General features: G+C 45.3%; 19 protein-coding genes. 2 read left to right on the top strand and 17 right to left on the bottom strand.

The window, feature by feature from the left end:
• Positions 1 to 65: 65 nt before the first annotated feature.
• From CC97_RS12230 to CC97_RS12155, 16 genes are all read right to left on the bottom strand, one after another.
• Positions 66 to 680, bottom strand: coding sequence for a redox-sensing transcriptional repressor Rex (locus tag CC97_RS12230; RefSeq protein WP_044975208.1), 615 nt, complete (start codon positions 678 to 680; stop codon positions 66 to 68).
• A gap of 25 nt (positions 681 to 705) precedes the next feature.
• Positions 706 to 1950: a permease gene (locus CC97_RS12225; protein ID WP_044975206.1), complete on the bottom strand. Its 1245-nt coding sequence runs from the start codon at positions 1948 to 1950 to the stop codon at positions 706 to 708.
• Between the two features lie 307 nt (positions 1951 to 2257).
• Positions 2258 to 3865, bottom strand: a complete 1608-nt coding sequence (locus CC97_RS12220) for an FAD-binding protein (RefSeq protein ID WP_044975204.1) — start codon at positions 3863 to 3865, stop codon at positions 2258 to 2260.
• A gap of 14 nt (positions 3866 to 3879) precedes the next feature.
• Positions 3880 to 4554, bottom strand: coding sequence for a 4Fe-4S dicluster domain-containing protein (locus CC97_RS12215; RefSeq protein WP_044975203.1), 675 nt, complete (start codon positions 4552 to 4554; stop codon positions 3880 to 3882).
• A gap of 33 nt (positions 4555 to 4587) precedes the next feature.
• Positions 4588 to 5421, bottom strand: a complete 834-nt coding sequence (locus CC97_RS12210; RefSeq protein WP_044975201.1) for an FAD/NAD(P)-binding protein — start codon at positions 5419 to 5421, stop codon at positions 4588 to 4590.
• Complete coding sequence (locus CC97_RS12205; protein ID WP_044975200.1) at positions 5421 to 6440, bottom strand: 4Fe-4S dicluster domain-containing protein; 1020 nt, start codon at positions 6438 to 6440, stop codon at positions 5421 to 5423. Before CC97_RS12205 ends, CC97_RS12210 begins: the two co-directional genes overlap by 1 nt.
• Complete coding sequence (locus CC97_RS12200; RefSeq protein ID WP_044975199.1) at positions 6433 to 7425, bottom strand: 4Fe-4S dicluster domain-containing protein; 993 nt, start codon at positions 7423 to 7425, stop codon at positions 6433 to 6435. The genes CC97_RS12205 and CC97_RS12200 overlap by 8 nt, the downstream gene beginning before the upstream one ends.
• A complete protein-coding gene (locus CC97_RS12195) occupies positions 7413 to 7847 on the bottom strand; it encodes a hydrogenase iron-sulfur subunit (protein WP_044975197.1) in 435 nt (144 codons plus the stop codon). Before CC97_RS12195 ends, CC97_RS12200 begins: the two co-directional genes overlap by 13 nt.
• Complete coding sequence (locus tag CC97_RS12190) at positions 7838 to 9832, bottom strand: CoB--CoM heterodisulfide reductase iron-sulfur subunit A family protein (protein WP_044975192.1); 1995 nt, start codon at positions 9830 to 9832, stop codon at positions 7838 to 7840. The genes CC97_RS12195 and CC97_RS12190 overlap by 10 nt, the downstream gene beginning before the upstream one ends.
• Before the next feature lie 20 nt (positions 9833 to 9852).
• On the bottom strand, positions 9853 to 10245 hold the full coding sequence (locus CC97_RS12185) for a 4Fe-4S dicluster domain-containing protein (protein WP_197021864.1): 393 nt from the start codon (positions 10243 to 10245) through the stop codon (positions 9853 to 9855).
• On the bottom strand, positions 10235 to 11041 hold the full coding sequence (locus tag CC97_RS12180) for a CoB--CoM heterodisulfide reductase iron-sulfur subunit B family protein (RefSeq protein ID WP_044975191.1): 807 nt from the start codon (positions 11039 to 11041) through the stop codon (positions 10235 to 10237). The genes CC97_RS12185 and CC97_RS12180 overlap by 11 nt, the downstream gene beginning before the upstream one ends.
• A gap of 24 nt (positions 11042 to 11065) precedes the next feature.
• On the bottom strand, positions 11066 to 12442 hold the full coding sequence (gene fumC / locus CC97_RS12175; RefSeq protein WP_044975190.1) for a class II fumarate hydratase: 1377 nt from the start codon (positions 12440 to 12442) through the stop codon (positions 11066 to 11068).
• A gap of 18 nt (positions 12443 to 12460) precedes the next feature.
• Entirely contained in the window at positions 12461 to 13387 is a 927-nt protein-coding gene (locus tag CC97_RS12170) for an L-lactate dehydrogenase (RefSeq protein WP_044975189.1), read from the bottom strand.
• Between the two features lie 232 nt (positions 13388 to 13619).
• A complete protein-coding gene (locus tag CC97_RS12165; RefSeq protein ID WP_044975188.1) occupies positions 13620 to 14090 on the bottom strand; it encodes a hypothetical protein in 471 nt (156 codons plus the stop codon).
• A complete protein-coding gene (locus tag CC97_RS12160) occupies positions 14087 to 14539 on the bottom strand; it encodes a DUF3990 domain-containing protein (RefSeq protein WP_044975187.1) in 453 nt (150 codons plus the stop codon). The genes CC97_RS12165 and CC97_RS12160 overlap by 4 nt, the downstream gene beginning before the upstream one ends.
• A 166-nt stretch (positions 14540 to 14705) precedes the next feature.
• Positions 14706 to 15650 carry a PIN domain-containing protein gene (locus CC97_RS12155; RefSeq protein ID WP_044975186.1) on the bottom strand — a complete coding sequence of 315 codons (945 nt, stop codon included), beginning with the start codon at positions 15648 to 15650 and terminating at the stop codon, positions 14706 to 14708.
• A 694-nt stretch (positions 15651 to 16344) separates the two neighbouring features.
• Here CC97_RS12155 and CC97_RS12150 point away from each other — a divergent pair.
• Together CC97_RS12150 and CC97_RS18965 are read left to right on the top strand one after the other, a co-directional pair.
• Complete coding sequence (locus CC97_RS12150) at positions 16345 to 16614, top strand: hypothetical protein (protein ID WP_156036897.1); 270 nt, start codon at positions 16345 to 16347, stop codon at positions 16612 to 16614.
• A 265-nt stretch (positions 16615 to 16879) separates the two neighbouring features.
• Entirely contained in the window at positions 16880 to 18358 is a 1479-nt protein-coding gene (locus CC97_RS18965) for a TPM domain-containing protein (protein ID WP_049962881.1), read from the top strand.
• Positions 18359 to 18580: 222 nt separating this feature from the next.
• Here CC97_RS18965 and CC97_RS12140 read toward each other — a convergent pair whose 3' ends face one another.
• A complete protein-coding gene (locus CC97_RS12140; RefSeq protein WP_044977020.1) occupies positions 18581 to 19240 on the bottom strand; it encodes a membrane protein in 660 nt (219 codons plus the stop codon).
• Positions 19241 to 19286: the final 46 nt, after the last annotated feature.

Here is a 19286-nt window from a genome sequence, read left to right as displayed (position 1 = left end):
CGAAAATTCATTCGCAGGGTGTTTGTTATTATTTACTGTCTGGTAAGATTAAAGCCAGCGTGCTGTCAGATCTTCTTGTTCAGGTAGGCCAGTGAGAGCGCCATGTTTTCGTACTGTACCGGAATGTCATCAGGTACCGTGAGAGTACATGGTGCAAAGCACCAGATGGCTCTGATACCGTTTTTTATGAAACGGTCACATACTTCCTGAGCGCTGTGCGCAGGTACTGCGATAACGCCTATGCGTATGTTGTTTTCCCGGCAGAAACCGTCAAGCATATCCATCGAGTAAACAGGTTTTCCGAGATTGCTTGTTTCAGGTTCAGTAACAGCTTTGTCGAAAGCGGCCATTATGTCAAGGCCGTAATCTCTGAAACCGCCGTAGTCAAGCAGGGCGCGTCCCAGTTTACCGGCTCCGACGATAACGACATTGCCGTTTTCGTTGTGTCCGAGAAAGTTTTCAAGGACTTCAATAAGTTCTGATATCCTGTAGCCGGTCTTAGGCCTGCCGGCACCGCTTACAGCGCCGAGATCCTTTCTGACCTGAACTTCACCCAGACCGAGTTCCTTTGCAAGGGCAGTAGCAGAAATGTTTTCAGTACTGGGATCTGTATTTTTCAGATACTTTAAATAGACCGGAAGACGGCCCATTGTAGCCCTTGATACCTCAATTTGTTTCATAATTACCACCCGCCGATCTGTTTTATCAGCTGAATTTTGTTATAATGAACTGTGATACGAGTACGATAGAGATAAGTGCGATCGGATAAGCAGCTGCATAAGCAGAAGCTACGTCATCTGTCTTGGCAACATTGATGAGTGTACCAAGAGCCGGTGTTGATGTCATACCGCCTGTGATACCGCCGAGGTTGTTGAAGAGCGGAAGCTTGATGATGTACTTGGCGATTAAGAAACCTACGATCATAGGAACGAGTGTCATGATCACACCGTAGAGGAATAATTCCGGCTTGAAGTACTTTACGAATGAAGCGCCGCCAGGGATACCGGCACCGATAAGGAATGCCATGAGACCGAATTCGCGGAAGAGTTCAAGCATTTTCTTTTCAGGCTTCATGCTGAGAGCACCGAAGTGTCCGAAGTGAGCAACAACGAGGGAAGCGAGGAGGCATCCGCCTGTTGTGCCGAGTGAGAATGATGACTTACCCATAGGGATCTTGATGCCGCCTACGAGCATACCGATAACAACTGCGATAGCGAATGCAGCAAGACCGAAGTTGTCGATGTTAAAGAACTTTCTGCTTTCATCCTTTGAAGCGCCTGTGTCAACTGAAGCGATCTTCTTGCGTTCTTCATCAAGGTTTGCTCTGAGAATCTTAGGAATTACCTGTACGAAGAGTACAACACCTACAACGCCGAAGAGATAAGCGATACCGTGACCAACTGTAACGATGTCTTCCATTTCTGAGATCTTGTCAGCGTTTCCTTCATATACTGAGCTGAGAGTATCCTTGGCAGCTGAGAATGCAGGAGTAGATGTAAGCGCACCGGAAAGGAGACCGACTGCCATTGCAGTGTCGCATCCGAATACCTTGATGCAGAAGATAGTTGTAAGTCCGCCGAGAATGATGATGAGAAGTGAGAGAAGGGCATAGGACTTGAAGTTTTTCTTAAGGCTTGAGAAGAAGTTAGGACCTGCAATGAATCCGACTGATGTAACGAAGAGGATGAGTCCGAGATTTTCAATTATCTTGAAATAGTTCTTTGCAAGTTCTGCTCTTGTACCGAAGTTTTCAGTAACAAGATTTGTTCCGTCTACAGTGAAAACCATAGCACCGATAAGAAGTGCCACGATAAATACACCGGCTGTGCCGAGGGATACGCCCTTGACTGTTACTCGTCCGAGAAGATATCCGAGTCCTGCTACAATGAAAACAACGAGCATCAGGAATCCGATACCGGTAATGGATATTATTCCATCAAAAAAGTTCATTATAAAACCTCCAAAAAATAAAACGTGTAAATATTGCAGCATGAAACTGTACCCCTTAAATCTCATGCTGAGTGTACAGTAAAATTACTGATACGCACTTTGTACGAAATAAGATCGCAGATGCGCTGGATATTGAGCATTATGTCAATATGACATAACACACGGCAAACCCCTGCAAAAGCAGGGGTTTGCTGGTTAAGTGTCTGTGAAAATCACTGGTTTTAATGATCGGTGCAGAAAACGGGACGGAACCCGTTTTGATCCGCAGAGATCCTGTCAGGTGATCTTCCGTTGTTTTAAAGGGAGATTACATTCCCTGCTTGTTTCCGCGGTAGTCAGGGAGTAACTTAGGTGATACAGCGTCTGTCTTGACACCTGCTGCTTCACGTTCTGCATCGAACTTAGCGATGTGGTCAAGTGTGAGCTTGCCTACGTTTACGTTCTTTGCCTTTGCAGCTGCATGTACGCCGGCATTACGGCCGAATACGATAACGTCGAGGAGTGAGTTACCCATAAGACGGTTTGTACCGTGGATACCGCCAACAGCTTCGCCGGCAACGAAGAGGTTTTCAACGTTTGTTGTCTGACCGTCAGGAGTGATGTCGAGACCGCCGTTCTGGTAGTGGAGTGTAGGGTAAACGAGGATAGGTTCCTTGCGGATATCGATTCCGTAGCTGCCGAACATACGCATCATAGCAGGGATACGCTTTTCGATAGTACCTTCACCCCCGATGAGTTCGATCATTGGAGTGTCGAGCCATACAGCCTTGCCGCTGCCTGTGTTTACGCCGTTGTTTCTGTCTGAGCATTCACGGATGATGGAAGCTGCAGAAACGTCACGTGTCTCGAGCGGGTGCATGAATACTTCACCGTTTACGTTTACGAGCTTGGCGCCGAGTGAACGTACCTTTTCTGTTACGAGAGCGCCGAAAATCTGCTGTGGGAAAGCAGCACCTGTCGGATGATACTGAAGTGTGTGTGCATAGAGAAGCTTAGCGCCTGCTCTGTAGCCGAGTACGAGGCCGTCAGCTGTTGCACCGTAGTGGTTTGATGTAGGGAAGCCCTGGTAGTGCATACGTCCTGCACCGCCTGTAGCGATGATAACTGTCTTTGCACGTGCAACCATGAGTTCCTTTGTTTCCATGTTCATAAGAACAGCACCTGCTGCATGACCGTTTTCATCGAGGATGAGTTCGATAGCAGATGTGAAGTCAACTACTTCGATACCGAGGTTGATAACTTCGTCACGGAGTGTACGCATGATCTCAGCACCTGAGTAGTCTTTTGCTGCGTGCATTCTCTTGCGTGATGTACCGCCGCCGTGAGTTGTGATCATACGTCCTGTTTCGTCCTTGTCGAATTCAACGCCGAGTTCGTTGAGCCACTTGATAGCGCCAGGAGCGTCACAAACGAGCTTTTCGAGAAGTTCACGCTTAGCCATGAAGTGACCGCCGCCGAATGCATCGATGAAGTGCTGTGCAGGTGAGTCGTTTTCCTTGTCAGCAGCCTGGATGCCGCCTTCTGCCATCATTGTGTTGGCATCGCCCATACGGAGCTTTGTAACGATCATTGTCTTGGCGCCTGCGTTGTGAGCTTCGATAGCAGCTGATGTACCTGCACCGCCGCCGCCGATGATGAGAACGTCAACGTCATACTTTACATCTGAAAGATCGATGTCTGAAGCCTTGATACGGCTGTGAGCCTGGAGTATTTCAACGAGTTCGTGAGGAACTGATTCGCCCTTGTTAGGACCGAACTTGAGTTCTGCGAATTCGCTCTTCTTGTAGTCAGGATGGTAAGCTGCAAGGAGATCATCCTTTTCCTGAGCTGTCATACGTCTTGGTTCCATAGCTGTATTGGCAGCTCTGTTAGCTTCGACCTTCTTTAATGATTCCTGAAATTCTGCTGAATACATTAGTGGTAGCCTCCTTACTTTTCGATTTCTCTGTTGTTGTAGAGTTCCTTGAGTTCTTCTACCGGCTTGCCCATGAGGTTTTCAAGGAGTTCCTTGAAGTCGCCGTTTTCGATCTCTTTAACTCTGTTTTCAAGGTGTTCGCTCTTTGGTGCGAGGTACTTACCGTTGATTCTTCTTGCAAGCATAGCTACCTGTGGATGTGAGATACCTGCAGGACAGCGTGATGAACATACGCCGCACATTACGCAGTCGAATGATTCTTCAGCACAGAGTTCGAATTCGCCTCTCTGAGCGTAAGCGATGTACTGCATAACGTTGAGAGACTGTGTACAGCTCTTTGTACATGCGTTACATCCTACACATGCATATATTTCAGGGTAAAGCTGCATCATTACCTGTTCAGTAGTCTTTACCTTTTCAATGTCGTAAACCTGCTTTACGAGCGGGAAGAAAGGAAGTGTAGCAATGTACATGCCTTCTTCAACCTTTGTCTGACATGCGAGACATGTTCTGAGCTGTGCATCACCCTTGATACGGTAGATAGTAGCACATGCACCGCAGAAACCGTTACGGCATCCGCAGCCGCGAATGAGCTGGTAGCCGGCATATTCCATAGCACGCATGATTGTGAGATGATCCGGAACAGAATACTGTTTGCCGAACAGGTAAATGTTTACCATGTTTTCCATAATATTTAAACTCCTCTCGGTTACTTTTGATTATTAATATTCATCAGGAAGTTCATCAACCTGATCGCATCTGAATACAGGACCGTCCTTGCAGACATACTTTGAACCAATGTTGCAGCGTCCGCACTTGCCGATACCGCACTTCATACGAAGTTCCATTGTTGTGTATACCTGAGTCTTGTCAAAGCCGATCTCCTGAAGACCTGCAAGTGTGAACTTGATCATGATCGGAGGTCCGCAGAGGATGGCTGTCTTGTTTGTGTCGAAGCCGAGTTCCTTAACGTAGTTAGGAACGAAACCTACGTGACCTGTCCATTCAGGCTGTTCACGGTCGATGGTAAGATGTACGTCGATACCGTCATCCTTTACCCATTCGTCGATGATCTCCTTGTAGTCAACGAGGTCTTCCATACTTCTTGAACCGTAAACGATGTCGATCTTGCCGTATCTGTCGCGGTAGTGACGGCAGTAGTTGATTACGGAACGGAGAGGTGCAAGGCCGATACCGCCGGCGATGAAGAGCATATCCTTGCCGACAAATTCTGTGTCAACAGGGAAAGCATTTCCGTAAGGTCCGCGGATAGTGATCTGCTGGCCTACTTCCATAGCGTGGAGCCACTGTGTGAGGCATCCGCACTTCTTGATGGAGAATTCCATGAATTCTGTGTTTGTAGGTGATGATGTGATAGAGAACATTGCTTCGCCTACACCAGGGATCGAGAGCATAGCGCACTGACCAGGCTTGTGGTCGAAAGCTTTCTTTCCGTCAGGTGTAACAACGCGGAATGTCTTAACGTCAGGAGTATCTATTCTGATATCTGTTACAACACCGATTACAGGGATGAGTGAATCGTTGATAATAGACATTACTTGTTACCTCCTAACTTCTTCATTACCTTTACTATATTCATGTTGATCGGGCACTTTGCCATGCAGCGGCCGCAGCCAACGCATCCGAAAATGCCTTCGTTGTTTGTCGGATAGTAAACGAGCTTGTGCATGAATCTCTGGCGGAAACGTTCAACCTGTGTAAGACGCGGGTTGCCGTGAGCCATTCTTGTGAAGTCTGAGTACATGCATGAGTCCCAGCATCTGAAACGCTTTACTTCGTGACCTGTGTTGAAGTCCTTGATGTCGTAGCACTGGCATGTAGGGCATACGAATGTACATGTACCGCATCCGAGACATGATTCTGAAAGTGTCTTCCACTCAGGTGCGTTGAAGAATTCGTTTGTCTTGCCGTCGCCGAATGCTGAAGCGTCGAGACCTGCGAGAGGAAGCTTCTTGAATACTTCCTTTGTCTGAGCCTTCTGAGCTTCAACTGCAGAAGCATCAGCGTCTTCTGTGAGAGCGTTGAGGCTTTCGAGGAGCTTTGCGCCCTTGTCTGTCTTTGCTTCGAGGTAAACTGCATCAGCTGTTCTGTGGCATTCGATGTCGCCTGCAGGAGCTGTGGCGTCAATGCCGAATGTCTGGCAGAAGCATGTTTCAGCAGGTCTTGTGCAGGCCATGGAAACGATGATGCCGTGGTCACGTCTGTTCTTGTAGAAGTTATCAACAGGATCAGCGAGGAATACTCTGTCGAGGATGTCGAAGCTCTTTACGTCACATGCGCGAACGCCGAAAACAACGAAGTCTTCGTCTTCCTTAACTGTTTCCTTTATTTCGATATTCTTTCCTTCAACCTTGAAGTCAACAAGGTTTTCTGTCTGAGGGAAGAAGAAGTCCTTGGCACTTCTTACTGTGTTGAGAGCCTCTGACATTTTCTTTGTGCCGTCATACTTCTCAAACTTTGCACCTGCTTCTGTGTCAACAGGTATGTAGAGTGCAGACTTTGAAGAGATCTTCGCGAAAAGCTGATCTAATTTATCGAGTGAAATTTTACGCATTCTCTTCACCTCTTTCTACTGCTTCTGAAGGCTCAAGGTCCTCCTTGGTATAGTCAACTATCGGAGCACGGCTGCCGACTTCAGCACCGGCCTGATATTCACCGTAGAAACCGTTGATGTCCTTGATGAACTTACGGTTGAGAAGGTGGAGAGGGATGTTCTGAGGACATACTCTTGAACATTCGCCGCAGTCTGTACATCTGCCCACTACGTGGAATGCACGGATGATGTGGAACATCTTTTCTTCGAATGAATCTGAGATAGCCTTGTTTTCAACGCCTGATGCCGGGTTGTCGAACACACACTTTTCACATGTACATGCAGGGCAGATATTGCGGCATGCATTACATCTGATGCAGCGTGAAAGTTCGTTCTGCCAGAATGCAAAACGTTCATCAGGAGTCATCTTTTCAAGCTTTTCAACTTCATCGAAACGCTTGCTGTCGAGAACTTCTCCTTCTGTGCCGAGGAGTTCGTCGTACGCAGCGTGCTTCTTTGACTTGCAGTTTGCACAGCGTTCAGCAAGTACGTCAGCTCTTTCGAGTGTGATCTTTCCGTCATAGAGTGTATCCACAACTACCTTGCCGTTTTCTTCTGTTACTGAAGAAATTCCGCTTGCGCTTTCCTTTATTTTGCTGTCATCGATCATGCCGTTACACGGAACACCGACAACATAAACCTTTTCACGGTCAAATTTATATTCTGTAAGGAGCTGATTGAAGCTGTATGTGTCACAAGGCTTGAGGAATGCCATTACCTTGCTTTCGCTCTTTTCAGCTTCCTTTTTGATGTATTTTGAGAAGTTTGCACCGCAGAAATCATTCCATACGAATTCGTTTTCGAGTTCTTCCTTTGTTGTGAATACTGCAGGTGTTACGTCATAATCAAATTCACCCTTTTTCCAGCCGATAACGCGGTCAACAGTACCGTCAGCAAGTAACTGGGCTGCCTTTGCTATGAGGTCTTCGCGTTTTATTTCTTGCATCGCAGATCCTCCAGTCTCTTGTTTTCGCCGAGTGAGATAACCTTCTCAACGAAATCATTCATTGTAGCAGCGAACTTTGCACCTTCAGCTGCTGATACCCATTCAACACGTGTACGTTCCTTTTCGATGCCGAGGTAATCGAGCATTGAGAAAAGGAGAGCCATACGGCGGCGTGTATAATAGTTACCTGATGTGTAGTGACAGTCTCCCGGATGACATCCGCAGAGGATAACGCCGTCAGCGCCCTTCTGGAAAGCGCGGAGAATGAACATAGGATTTACTCTGCATGAGCATGGAACACGTACGATCTTAACTTCTGCCGGATAGTTGAGTCGGTTGTTACCTGCAAGGTCAGCACCTGCGTAGGAACACCAGTTGCAGCAGAATGCCACGATGAGCGGCTTAAATTCGTTTACTTGCATATTGCGTCTACCTCCGCCATGATCTGTTTATTCATGAAGCCCTTAAGATCCATAGCGCCTGACATACAAGCAACTGTACAGCAGCCGCAGCCCTGACAAACAGCTTCGTTGACAACAGCGATACGACGCATCTTTGTTGTTCTGTCCGGCATTCTGAATTCCTTGTCCTGATATGTGATAGCACCGTAAGGGCATACGTTTGCACATGTTGAACAGCCGTTACACATGTTTTCATCTGAATGAGCAACACATGGGTTACCGGTGAGCTTGTCCTTTGAAAGGAGACCGATTACCTTTGATGCTGCTGCGCCAGCCTGTGATACTGTTTCCGGAATGTCCTTAGGACCCTGGCATGTACCTGAGAGGAATACGCCGGCTGTCGGGCTTTCTACAGGACGGAGCTTCGGATGAGCTTCTGTGAAGAAGTCGTTTGTATCCATACTAGCTGTGAGCATTGTAGCGAGAGGACGTGCAGACTTGTCTGGTTCGATCGCAGCAGCGAGAACTACGAGGTCTGCATCTATGTGGAGCTGCTTGTTTGCGAGGAGGTCTGAAGCCTGAACCTTGAGTTTCTTGCCTTCAGGAACTACCTTGCCGACCATACCCTTGATGTAGTGAACACCGTAGTCTTCAACGGCACGGCGATAGAACTCGTCGAAAGCCTTACCAGGTGTACGAACGTCGATGTAGAATACATAAACGTCAGTATCAGGATACTTGTCGCGAGTAAGCATTGCGTGTTTAGCTGTGTACATACAGCAGATCTTTGAGCAGTATTCCTTGCCTTTTTCAGCACATGAAGAACATCTTGAACCTACGCACTGTACGAATACGATAGTGTGCGGATGTTCGTGGTCTGAAGGACGGAGGAGAGTACCGGCTGTAGGACCGGCTGCGTTCATAAGTCTTTCGAATTCGAGTGAAGTTACTACGTCAGGTGACTGTGAGTAAGCAAATTCATCGAACTTATCCATTGAGATTGGGTTGAAGCCTGTAGCTGCTACGATAGCACCGTACTTTTCTTCAACAAATTCGTCCTTTGCCTGGTAGTCGATAGCACCTGCTGTACAAACCTTTGAACATACACCGCACTTGCCTGTCTTGAGCATTGTGCAGTAGTTCGGGTCGATAGTTGCTACCTTAGGAACTGCCTGTGCAAACGGAATGTAAATAGCGCGGCGGTTGTCCATTCCGAGGTTGAACTCGTTAGGAACCTTCTTCTGAGGACATTTTTCAGTACATGCGCCGCATCCTGTACAGAGGTCTTCCTTAACGTAACGTGCACGTCTCTTGATAGTAACGTCGAAGTTACCAACAAAGCCCTTGATATCTGTTACTTCGCTGTATGAGAAGATTCTGATATTTTCGTTCTGTGCAACTTCAACCATCTTAGGAGTGAGGATACATGCTGCACAGTCGAGTGTAGGGAATGTCTTGTCGAGCTGAGCCATCTTACCGCCGATAGTAGGCTTTGTTTCAACGATGTCAACAGGGAAGCCTGCATCTGCGATGTCGAGAGCTGTCTGGATACCTGCGATACCGCCGCCGATAACGAGGGCACGCTTTGTAACAGGGCTTTCGCCTGGTGTAAGAGGAGCGTTGAGGCTTACCTTAGCAACAGCTGCCTTACCGAGGATGATAGCCTTTTCTGTACCTGTAGGCATATCCTTGTGTACCCATGAACACTGTTCACGGATGTTTGCGATCTCGACCATGTATGAGTTAAGTCCTGCAGCAGCTGCTGTCTTACGGAATGTATTCTCATGCATACGAGGTGAACATGAACAAACTACTATACCTGTAAGCTTGTGTTCTGCAATGGCATTCTTGATGATATCCTGACCTGCCTGTGAACACATGTACTGATAGTCTGTGGAGAAAACAACACCCGGTTCGCTCTTCAGTGCTTCAGCTACTGCTTTAACGTCTACCGTTGCAGCGATGTTTGTGCCGCAGTGACAGACAAATACTCCGATTCTCTGCATGGGATAATTGTTCTCCTTTCTTACTTAGAATATTTTCTCATAGCACTCATGAGAAGCTGCTGAGGAGTTTCATCATCGAGGAGTGCCGGAATGTCATTTGGAGTGAGGTGGTTGGCATCCTTCTGACGGATAGCCATGAGTCTTACTGCTTCAACGATCTTTGCCGGTTCAACGCCGCGAGGACATCTGTCAACACATGCGAAGCATGAAAGACACTTGTAAATTGAATCAGACTTCATGAGAGTTTCAATGTCGCCTGTTTCAACCATGTATACGAACTGATGCGGATGATATTCCATCTCATCGTATGAAGGACATGTACCAGAGCATTTGCCGCAGCGCATGCACTTGAGTGGGTTTACACCGCTCATGCGAAGGATCTGTTCCTTCTGACGTTCTGTCTTATTCAGCATCTGTATCCTCCTTTACGCCGAGTGCAGTGGCAAGAAGTTCAGTAAAGTAAACAACAGGGATTGAGCTTCCGCTCTTTTCAAGGTTATACTTACAGAGTGGACAGGCAGTAACGATCATTTCTGCGCCGTTGTCTGCAGCATTTTCTGATACCTTGTTGCTCTTCTTCTTTGCAGCGTCTGCATCTTCGAGTACAGCGTAGCTTCCGCAGCATTCATTTCTGTATGAATAGATGACCGGTTCAGCGCCGAGTGCTCTGATGAAGTTTTCGATTATTGTCGGGTTTTCCGGATCATCGAAACCGAGTACCTTGCCCGGACGGAGAAGCATGCAGCCGTAGTAAGCAGCGATCTTCTTTCCTGTAAGAGGATTCTTTACTGCTTCCTTGAGCTTGTCGAAACCAACTACGTCACGGAGAAGTTCAAGATAGTGATAAACTGTTGTTTCACCGTTGTAAGCTGCTGTCGGCTCCTTGTCCTGTGACATGTAGAGGTTTGCCTTTGCGGCAAAATCTGCATCTGTCTGCATTGCGTGGTTAGTCTGCTTGATAACGTTGTGGCATGCTGAACATACCGTAACAAGAGGCTGTTCTGCGTCTCTTGCAGCAGCAAGAGCGCGGACACTTGAGAGCTTTGATGCTACTTCATCCTTGGCGGAAATGAAGGAAGCACCGCAGCACTGCCAGTTCTCGATCTCACAGAGCTCAACGCCGAGGATCTCGGCGCATCTGCGGGCATAGAAATCAAGATCTTTTGCCTTTGTACGGAGTGTACAGCCAGGGAAATAACTGACTTTCATTGTTTACCTCCAATACTGTAAGGATCAGACCATCTGTTCAGGATGGAATACCTCATCAAATTTTTCCTCTGTAAGGAAGCCGAGTTCTACGCAGGCTTCTTTGAGAGAAATATTGTCTTTATAAGCTTTTTTAGCTGTCTTTGCAGCATTCTCGTATCCGATGTACGGGTTGAGAGCTGTAACGAGCATGAGTGAGTTGTGAAGATTGTGGTGCATCTTTTCCTTGTTTGCTGTGATGCCTACCGCACAGTTCTTGTTGAATGAAAGGATCGCTTCAGCGAGAAGACGTGCAGACTGAAGGAAGTTGTATGCAGCTACAGGCATGAATACGTTGAGTTCAAAGTTGCCCTGTGAAGCAGCGATTGAAACAGCTGTGTCGTTGCCCATTACCTGAACGGCTACCATTGTTACAGCTTCACACTGTGTAGGGTTTACCTTGCCCGGCATGATGGATGAACCAGGTTCGTTTTCAGGAATGTGGATCTCACCGAGACCGTCACGCGGACCTGAAGCGAGCCATCTTACGTCGTTGGCGATCTTCATCATGTCGCATGCTGCTGCCTTGATAGCACCGTGTGCGAATACGAATTCGTCCTTTGAAGTAAGTGAATGGAATTTGTTCGGCGCTGTTGAGAAAGACTTGCCTGTAAGTTCTGAAACCTTTGCTGCAACGAGTGTATCGAATCCCTTAGGAGCGTTAAGGCCTGTACCAACTGCTGTACCGCCGAGTGCAAGCTCTGAGAGAGGCTTTACTGACATTTTAAGAAGCTCGACATCTCTTTCGAGGCTTGAACGCCATCCGCTGATCTCCTGGCTGAACTTGATAGGTGTTGCGTCCTGAAGGTGTGTACGTCCGGACTTAACGATTCCTTCGTTTTCAGCTTCGAGCTTTTTAAATGTAGCTATGAGTGTTTCGATCGCTGGAATGAGCTTGTCTTCGATAGCGATAACTGCTGAAATGTGCATAGCAGTCGGGAATGTGTCGTTTGATGACTGGCTCATGTTGATGTCGTCGTTAGGATGAACGAGTTTCTTGCCTGCGATCTGGTTTGCACGGTTGGCGATAACTTCGTTTGTGTTCATGTTTGACTGTGTGCCTGAGCCTGTCTGCCATACTACGAGAGGGAAGTGGTCGTTGAGTGAACCTGAGATAACTTCGTCACATGCCTGTGTGATGGCTGCGAGCTTTTCATCTGTCATCTTTTCGCTCTTGAGTTCGTGGTTGGCAAGTGCTGCAGCCTTTTTGAGTATACCGAAAGCGTGAGTGATCTCACGAGGCATTGTTTCAATGTCAACGCCGATCTCAAAATTCTCGTGGCTTCTCTGTGTCTGAGCTGCCCAGAGACGGTCTGCAGGAACTTTCATTTCGCCCATAGAATCATGTTCTATACGATATTCCATATTGATTTTACTCCTTAATCAGATGTCAAGATTTTTGATAACTTCCTTGAGAGCTTCTGCACTCTTCTGGAGTTTAGCCTGTTCTTCGTCTGTAAGAGGAACATTTACCTTGCGTACGCCTTCCTTGCCTACGAGGTTGAGTGTGCTTAAGCATACGTCGCTTACACCGTATTCACCGTTCATCATTGTTGAAACAGGAAGTACTGTGTCGATGCCGTGGAGGATTCTCTCACAGATGTGACATACTGAAACAGCGATAGCATAGAATGTAGCACCCTTGCGCTTGATTACCTGAGCGCCTGATGTTCTTACGAATTCTTCAACTTCGTCGTAAACGATCTCGTCCTTGCCGAAGAACTTTGCACATTCGTTCATCGGAACGCCTGCGATGTTTGCAAGAGACCACGGAACGAATGAAGAGTCACCGTGTTCACCGAATACGTAAGCGTGAATGTTGTTCTGGCTTACATCGTAGCAGTCGCTGAGCTTTGCACGGAGACGTGAGCTGTCGATCGTTGTGCCTGAACCGATAATACGGTTTTCAGGAAGACCTGAAAGCTTGCAGAATGTGTAGGTAAGAACGTCGATCGGATTGCTTACGATGATGTAGAATGCATTCGGAGCGCTCTTTACGATTTCAGGAATGATAGACTTTGTAATGTTTACGTTAGTCTGTGCAAGTTCGAGTCTTGACTGGCCCGGCTTTCTTGCGATACCTGAAGTAAGGATAACAATGTCTGAATCCTTGGCGTCATCGTAGCTGCCCTGATAGATGTTGCAAGGACTGCTGAACGGTGTGCCCTGGATGATGTCGAGTGCTTCACCCTCAGCCTTGTCAGTGTTGATGTCGATCAGAACGATCTCTGATGCGATTCCCTGAATTGTGAGTGTGTACGCGATTGTAGAGCCGACAGAACCGGCTCCGATAATAGATATTTTATTCATAGAAAACACCTCTCCTACTTTAACATATTTATTTTAATTATATCACCTTTGTTTTGAATGTGCAATAGATTTTCGGCATATTGGTAATATATATATCGATAAAGGTTAAACTTAATCCTGTAATGTGCATAAACACTAATTTTAAAGGGAATCAGAGGACATAAAAACATCCCTCAGAGCGTTCCTGAAATGCTCTGAGGGATGTACAATCGTTAACGGCTGTGTTAACTTTCTAAAATCCGCTGTTATAATATGCCCGTGCGATGACGTATGACGGCTCGTAAAAGGCACTGCAGTTGTAGTTGTCGATGGTCTCGCATATTTCGTTACTGTATATGCGAAGTATAGCTTCAGCATAATCTTCATCTGAAGAGAGTGTTGCGGTGATCAGCCTTGTGTAGACCTTACCCATCTGAAGTTCGGTAGGAATCACTGTGGCAAGTTCGCTGTTAACGTCTGCGATATCAAAATCGCCTGTTTTCAGGTCGTATGCGTCTATCCAGTCCTGAACTATTTGAAGGGGATTGGCGGAATGATTCACATTTGCAACGCTGAGTTCGTGACGAAGTCCGTCAGTGCCTAAAGTTTCAGCCACATAAATATTATGCTGATGAAGTGTTCTTGCAACACGTTCTATCATATAGCAGACGAAATACAGGTCATTTTCGGTGATCTCCTCGTCCGGAAAGTAAATGTTTTTCATAGAGTTTCACTTCTTTCATAGCGTATTGTTTTCAGTGCTTTGGCTGTACAGAAAACGATCTGATGAGTAGGATGTCTGAATTTAACCAGTTCCCAGAAAGCTTCGCGGGAAATACGCCCGCTTACGAATTCTTCAACGTAATCCCATATCTGATCATCAGCCATCGGACCTTCAACAATGTCGTAGTCATGTTCAATCCCACGCCGACAGTCCACAACGAAATCAAGCCATTCTTCAGTCATTTTCTCAAAAGTAAGCTTTTTCAGTGTATCTGATGGTGTGTATTCAAACAGGCTGATGACGGAAGGACCACGTTTTGTAAGCGCCCAGCGTCTGGCCTGTAATTCTATATTCGTGCAGTAGAAACCGTATCCGAAGTCTTTATAAAACCCGTTAACAAGAATCTTCGGATGCTCTACTTTTATATTGCTTCCGTGATAGATTATCATTTTTAATCTCCTTTTGCCTGATAGCAAAAAAACGCCTTGCATATCACAAGACGTCTTCGAAAACTCTTTCTACACCTGGCAGATGAGCTGTTATCATTATAACTGAAATGCTGAAGACTGTCAATTTTACTGTGAAATTCTGTGGGATTTTGTTGTGCTTTGGAAGTTATTTATTTGCTTTAATACTATTTAAAACATCGTTGATTTTAGAACATATATAATCTGAATTGTCATAATTTGATCTTATTTCAGCTTCAATCAGTTTCATAGAGTTTTTATTTTCGTAATATCTTTTCACTGTTTGAATAAGACCATATAAATGAAGGTTTTGGATTTCGTTTGATAGCGTTTTGTTTAACTCTGATTCAATTTTGTTCCAACGTTCTTCTTGTGGATTGCTTGAAATAAGAGACGGTATTTCATTAGTGCTGTTACAAATTTGTATGTTGTTTTTGTAATTGTTAAGCAATGATTTTACATCTTGATATAGTTTTTGATGGTCTGAGAAGTCAATTGTTTTTAGATCGTTGTGTATACTGCTTAGCATTCTTTCTTCTTTACAATGCAAGATTACAATTTTACAAACGTTATTTATGATGTTTGCAGGATATCCTAAAGCACGAAGTTCGTGTTGCATATATGTATTTAATTTACTTCTTTCTTGGCCATCTTCTATAGGAAAAGTGTTTGTTTTTTCACTTGATTGCTCAGAAGATGATATGCATTTAATATTTTCGGGATGATTTGCGTTGTAGATGCAATTTTCGAATACTAAATCGATTTTTGGATTTAGCTTGGCGATTACGTTTGTAATAGAAGAGAAGCCTTTGTCATTCGATAAAATTACGATTTTATTTATATTATCTTTTGATGCTGCATATCCAGCGTATGTTGTTATCATAAAATCAAGAGCGTTTTTTCCAGTGTTGTTTAATTCAAAATAATTGATTAGTATATCTGATTTGTTATATATGCTTAAGATATCCTTGATTATAGATATATCATCTGAGTGGAAGATAACTACTTCGTCTTTAGGATTTATTTCGCCAATTCCGTATAAACCTTTATATGAGACATTTTCGTAATCAACAAGATATACCGAATTTTCCATATGAATTGTTCCTTTCAATTAATGGGATAGCATGTGAATGTATAAATCCAGTGTTTGATATGTTAATTATACTATATCCTTTGATAAAAGTCCATAACAACGAAATCATTCAATTGTCTTAAAGTGTGTTCGATACTTGGTTTAAAATTTTGTTTTACAACAGCACGCCGCTAAGGCGTTTCGTATAAAATGGTTGCGCCTTTGGCGCGATAGAAAAAATGTGCTGTTTTCAACAGCCCATTTTAAATAGCAATTAGAGTCTCGAAGAGACTCTGATTACCATTTCGTGCGAGATGTATGTCAGAGATTTCTGGCTAACTCGTGAATAATAACGTGTGCGCGACTTAAAAATGCTGTGTAAAATCTGATGCTTTTTAAATGCAAAACTGAACGGAGGTTGTGCTTATATACGAAAAATCATTTAAGATATTTAACAGAGAATATGAAATGCCGACACATATTAAAAAGAGGCATTTTTGTTTCCTTTGAAACAAAAGAATCTACAGGGAAAGAGGAGTAAAATGAAAAAGTATACTAAGAAGAATTTAGTTATGGCGGCTGTTTCATCATCTGCGGCAACGGCTGCTCTTGTGTTCGGGCTGACCAGTGCGTTCCGCTTAAGGCTTCAGAAATGAAAGCAGACTCAAAAGCTGATGAAACCTTTAATCTCAGTGAAACTGCAGGAGAAAACATCTTGTTTACGGCTGCAGAGGATATAAGGATGCTGAGAATAAACAGTATTACTTTAAATCAGGAAACTTCTTCGACCTATAAACGACTTTACATACTTGATGAACTGAAGGCAGGCAAAACACTCGCAGCCGGATTTCCGTTCGCAGGGGATCTTTCGGCATACGATATTTCATTTATCGACAGCACCGGTGTAATGCGTTCATATACACTGAGTGTCAGCGGTAAGGATGGTTCGCTTATTTTAAGTGAAGAAAACAAGCCAAAGCAGTGATTCTTATAATATCTGTAAGTAAAAGCATCGGTTTATCCGTAAACCGGTGCTTTTGCGCTGATATATCGGGGGAATATATGTTTCGGAAAAATCATCTGAAAAATATAGATTTTCTGACGGAGTTGTAGTATAATAGATTCATTACAGAAAAAGGATCGCTGATATGGAGAAATCAGTATTTCCTGAGATCTGAAAAGAACAAAAGAGGGCGGCGGATAAGTCGCTCAGACACACAGAGAAAAACATTTTTGAGGAGGAGATAATTATGCCACATTCATCAGGACATCATCACAGTTCACACAGGAGCAGCTCGCATCACCGCAGCAGCTCACACCATTACCATCATCGCAGTTCTTCGCGCTATCACAGCGGAAGCTACTCCGGTTATGGTTATTCCGACAGAAGAAATTCAACCCGTATAAGCAGTGTATTCTTTCCGGGGGCTAAACGGTACAGCTATCTAAGCCACGGAAAGCTGAAGTACATTTACAGTCAGAGCGACCCGTCCAAAAGATTTCATCCGGCCCGTCTGCTCGTGCTTCTGTTCTACATTCCGTTTATTTTCGGCGGAATATTCATGGTTAAGACCTCCAGTACGCCTTCACTTAAAAAGCCGGATTCGACAGAGATCATTATAAAGGATGAAGCCGATGTCATCACATCACAGGATGAGTCGGAGCTTCGTTCGGTATTAAGAGATTTTTACAAAAAGAGCGGTGTTGTTCCGTCAGTTGTTACGGTTGAAGATACAAAATGGCAGGGCGACATTGAAAACTATGCCTATACCCGTTATCTCTCGGAATTTACTGACGAGATGCACTGGCTGATCGTTTATTCCGATCCGTCAGCTTCTTTTGAAGCGATGCAGGGAAACAATACTGATGCTGTACTTACTGAGGACGTAGGCGATATATTCAAAAACCGTCTGAGAACAAATCTTAACGATAAAAATACCGGGGTCGGCGCTTCGGTAAGCAATGCCTTTGAAAGCATAATGCCAATGATAAGCAAACCAGGTCTGTTTGACCGGCTGGCAAGCCTCGGCCCTGCAATTTTCCTTTTCCTGTTTGTAGGATTCCACGCATTCTTCATGGCCGGACTTTATGACCTGAAATATAAAAGAGCCGTATACGATCCGGATCCGGACGAAGCAAGACAGCTCGGTAACGGTGCTGCAGGTGCAGCGGCTGCAGGGATTGCACAGAATTACGGCACCAGCGCTGATATGAGCAGAGCGAATCCGCAGTCCGTACAGAATTATGGTTCATACGGAAACAGCTATGCTTCTGCCGGTAATGGTTATCAGAATCAGGCTTACGGACAAAGCAGTGCTCAGAACTACGGGAATCAGGCAGATATGCCCGGAATCAGCCTTCAGAACAACGGCCCTGTATACGGACAGACCTATGGGGCACAGGACAGCGAAGCCGGATATATGCCTGGAGTGAATCTGTCAGGCAGTGTGCAGAATAACGGAGTACAGAATAACAGCGGATATATGCCGGGAGTAGGTGTTCAGAATAATAATGCGGGATACAGTCATCCGCAGAGCACAGGCGGCTTTTACGGTGCTGATACCGCACAGCAGTCACTGAATTATGGCAGCAGCGTTTCAGGCGGAAACGGTACAGCTGCTGAGCCATCACGCCCGCAGCCGGTCCCTCTGGGATGTACGACCTGTTCATCATGCGGATATGTTTATCACGTATCTGAGGGCAGATGTCCTCTGTGCGGAGGAAAATGAGCATCCGGCGTATAAGACGATGCTGCCGGAATGACTGAAGATATGTGATTATCTGTCTGTACAGTACCTTGTGACAGAAATACGATAAAAAAAGAAGCAGACCGTAATCTGAGGTCTGCTTCTTTTGGTATATGATATGCATTTTATCCGGATGCAGATTCAATAGATTCCTTAAGTGCCAGTGTTATTATATCAGGCATGAATTCTATGAATGGCGCTGTTTCAGTCGGCTTTTCCGGCCCCTGCAAGTATTTTACGTGCTATGTGTTCGTTGAAGAATTCAATGAGCGGCCCCATGAAAAATGCAGTTATTATCGTTCCCACACCTGCAATCGTCGGGACTGCTTTAAGTTCGCCGCCGGCGATCATGAACATGATAACACCGAGAATTACACAGCAGAGGTCTGTGCAGACACGGATGAATTTGAACTTTCCTATCTTCCATTTTTCCGACATGATAAGTGCCACTGCGTCATAGGTGGAAACGCCGAGGTCGGCTGTTATGTAGAGTGATGATCCGATGCAGATTATCACGATACCGACTATAAGGAATACGATCCGGAGTGCAAACGGCGGATCCGGCATGAGCATGCGGAAAAGCTTGTATGAGAATTCCGTTACGTAGCCAAGCAGAAACAGGTTGATGAATGTTGCTATTCCGATGTAGTGACGGTCGAACACAAGACTGAAGAGAAGCAGTACGGCATTTACAATTACGTACAGCGTTCCGAAATTTATCGGTATAAGGTTGTCGGCTCCGCTCATGAATGACTGGAACGGATCAACGCCGAATGCTGCCATTTTGAATATGGCAACGCTGACTGCTCCGGTCAGTACACCGAGAACTGACATTAATATTCTTCTTTTTTTAATACTGTCCATTTTAATTTTCCTCTTTATAAGAACCTTTGTTGTAATTATCCCCACC

The organism is Ruminococcus sp. HUN007 (assembly GCF_000712055.1).
In the GTDB taxonomy this organism is placed as follows: Bacteria; Bacillota; Clostridia; order Oscillospirales; family Ruminococcaceae; genus HUN007.
The sequence above is the reverse complement of the archived record's forward strand: the minus strand, read 5'-3'. Positions and strand labels throughout refer to the sequence as shown.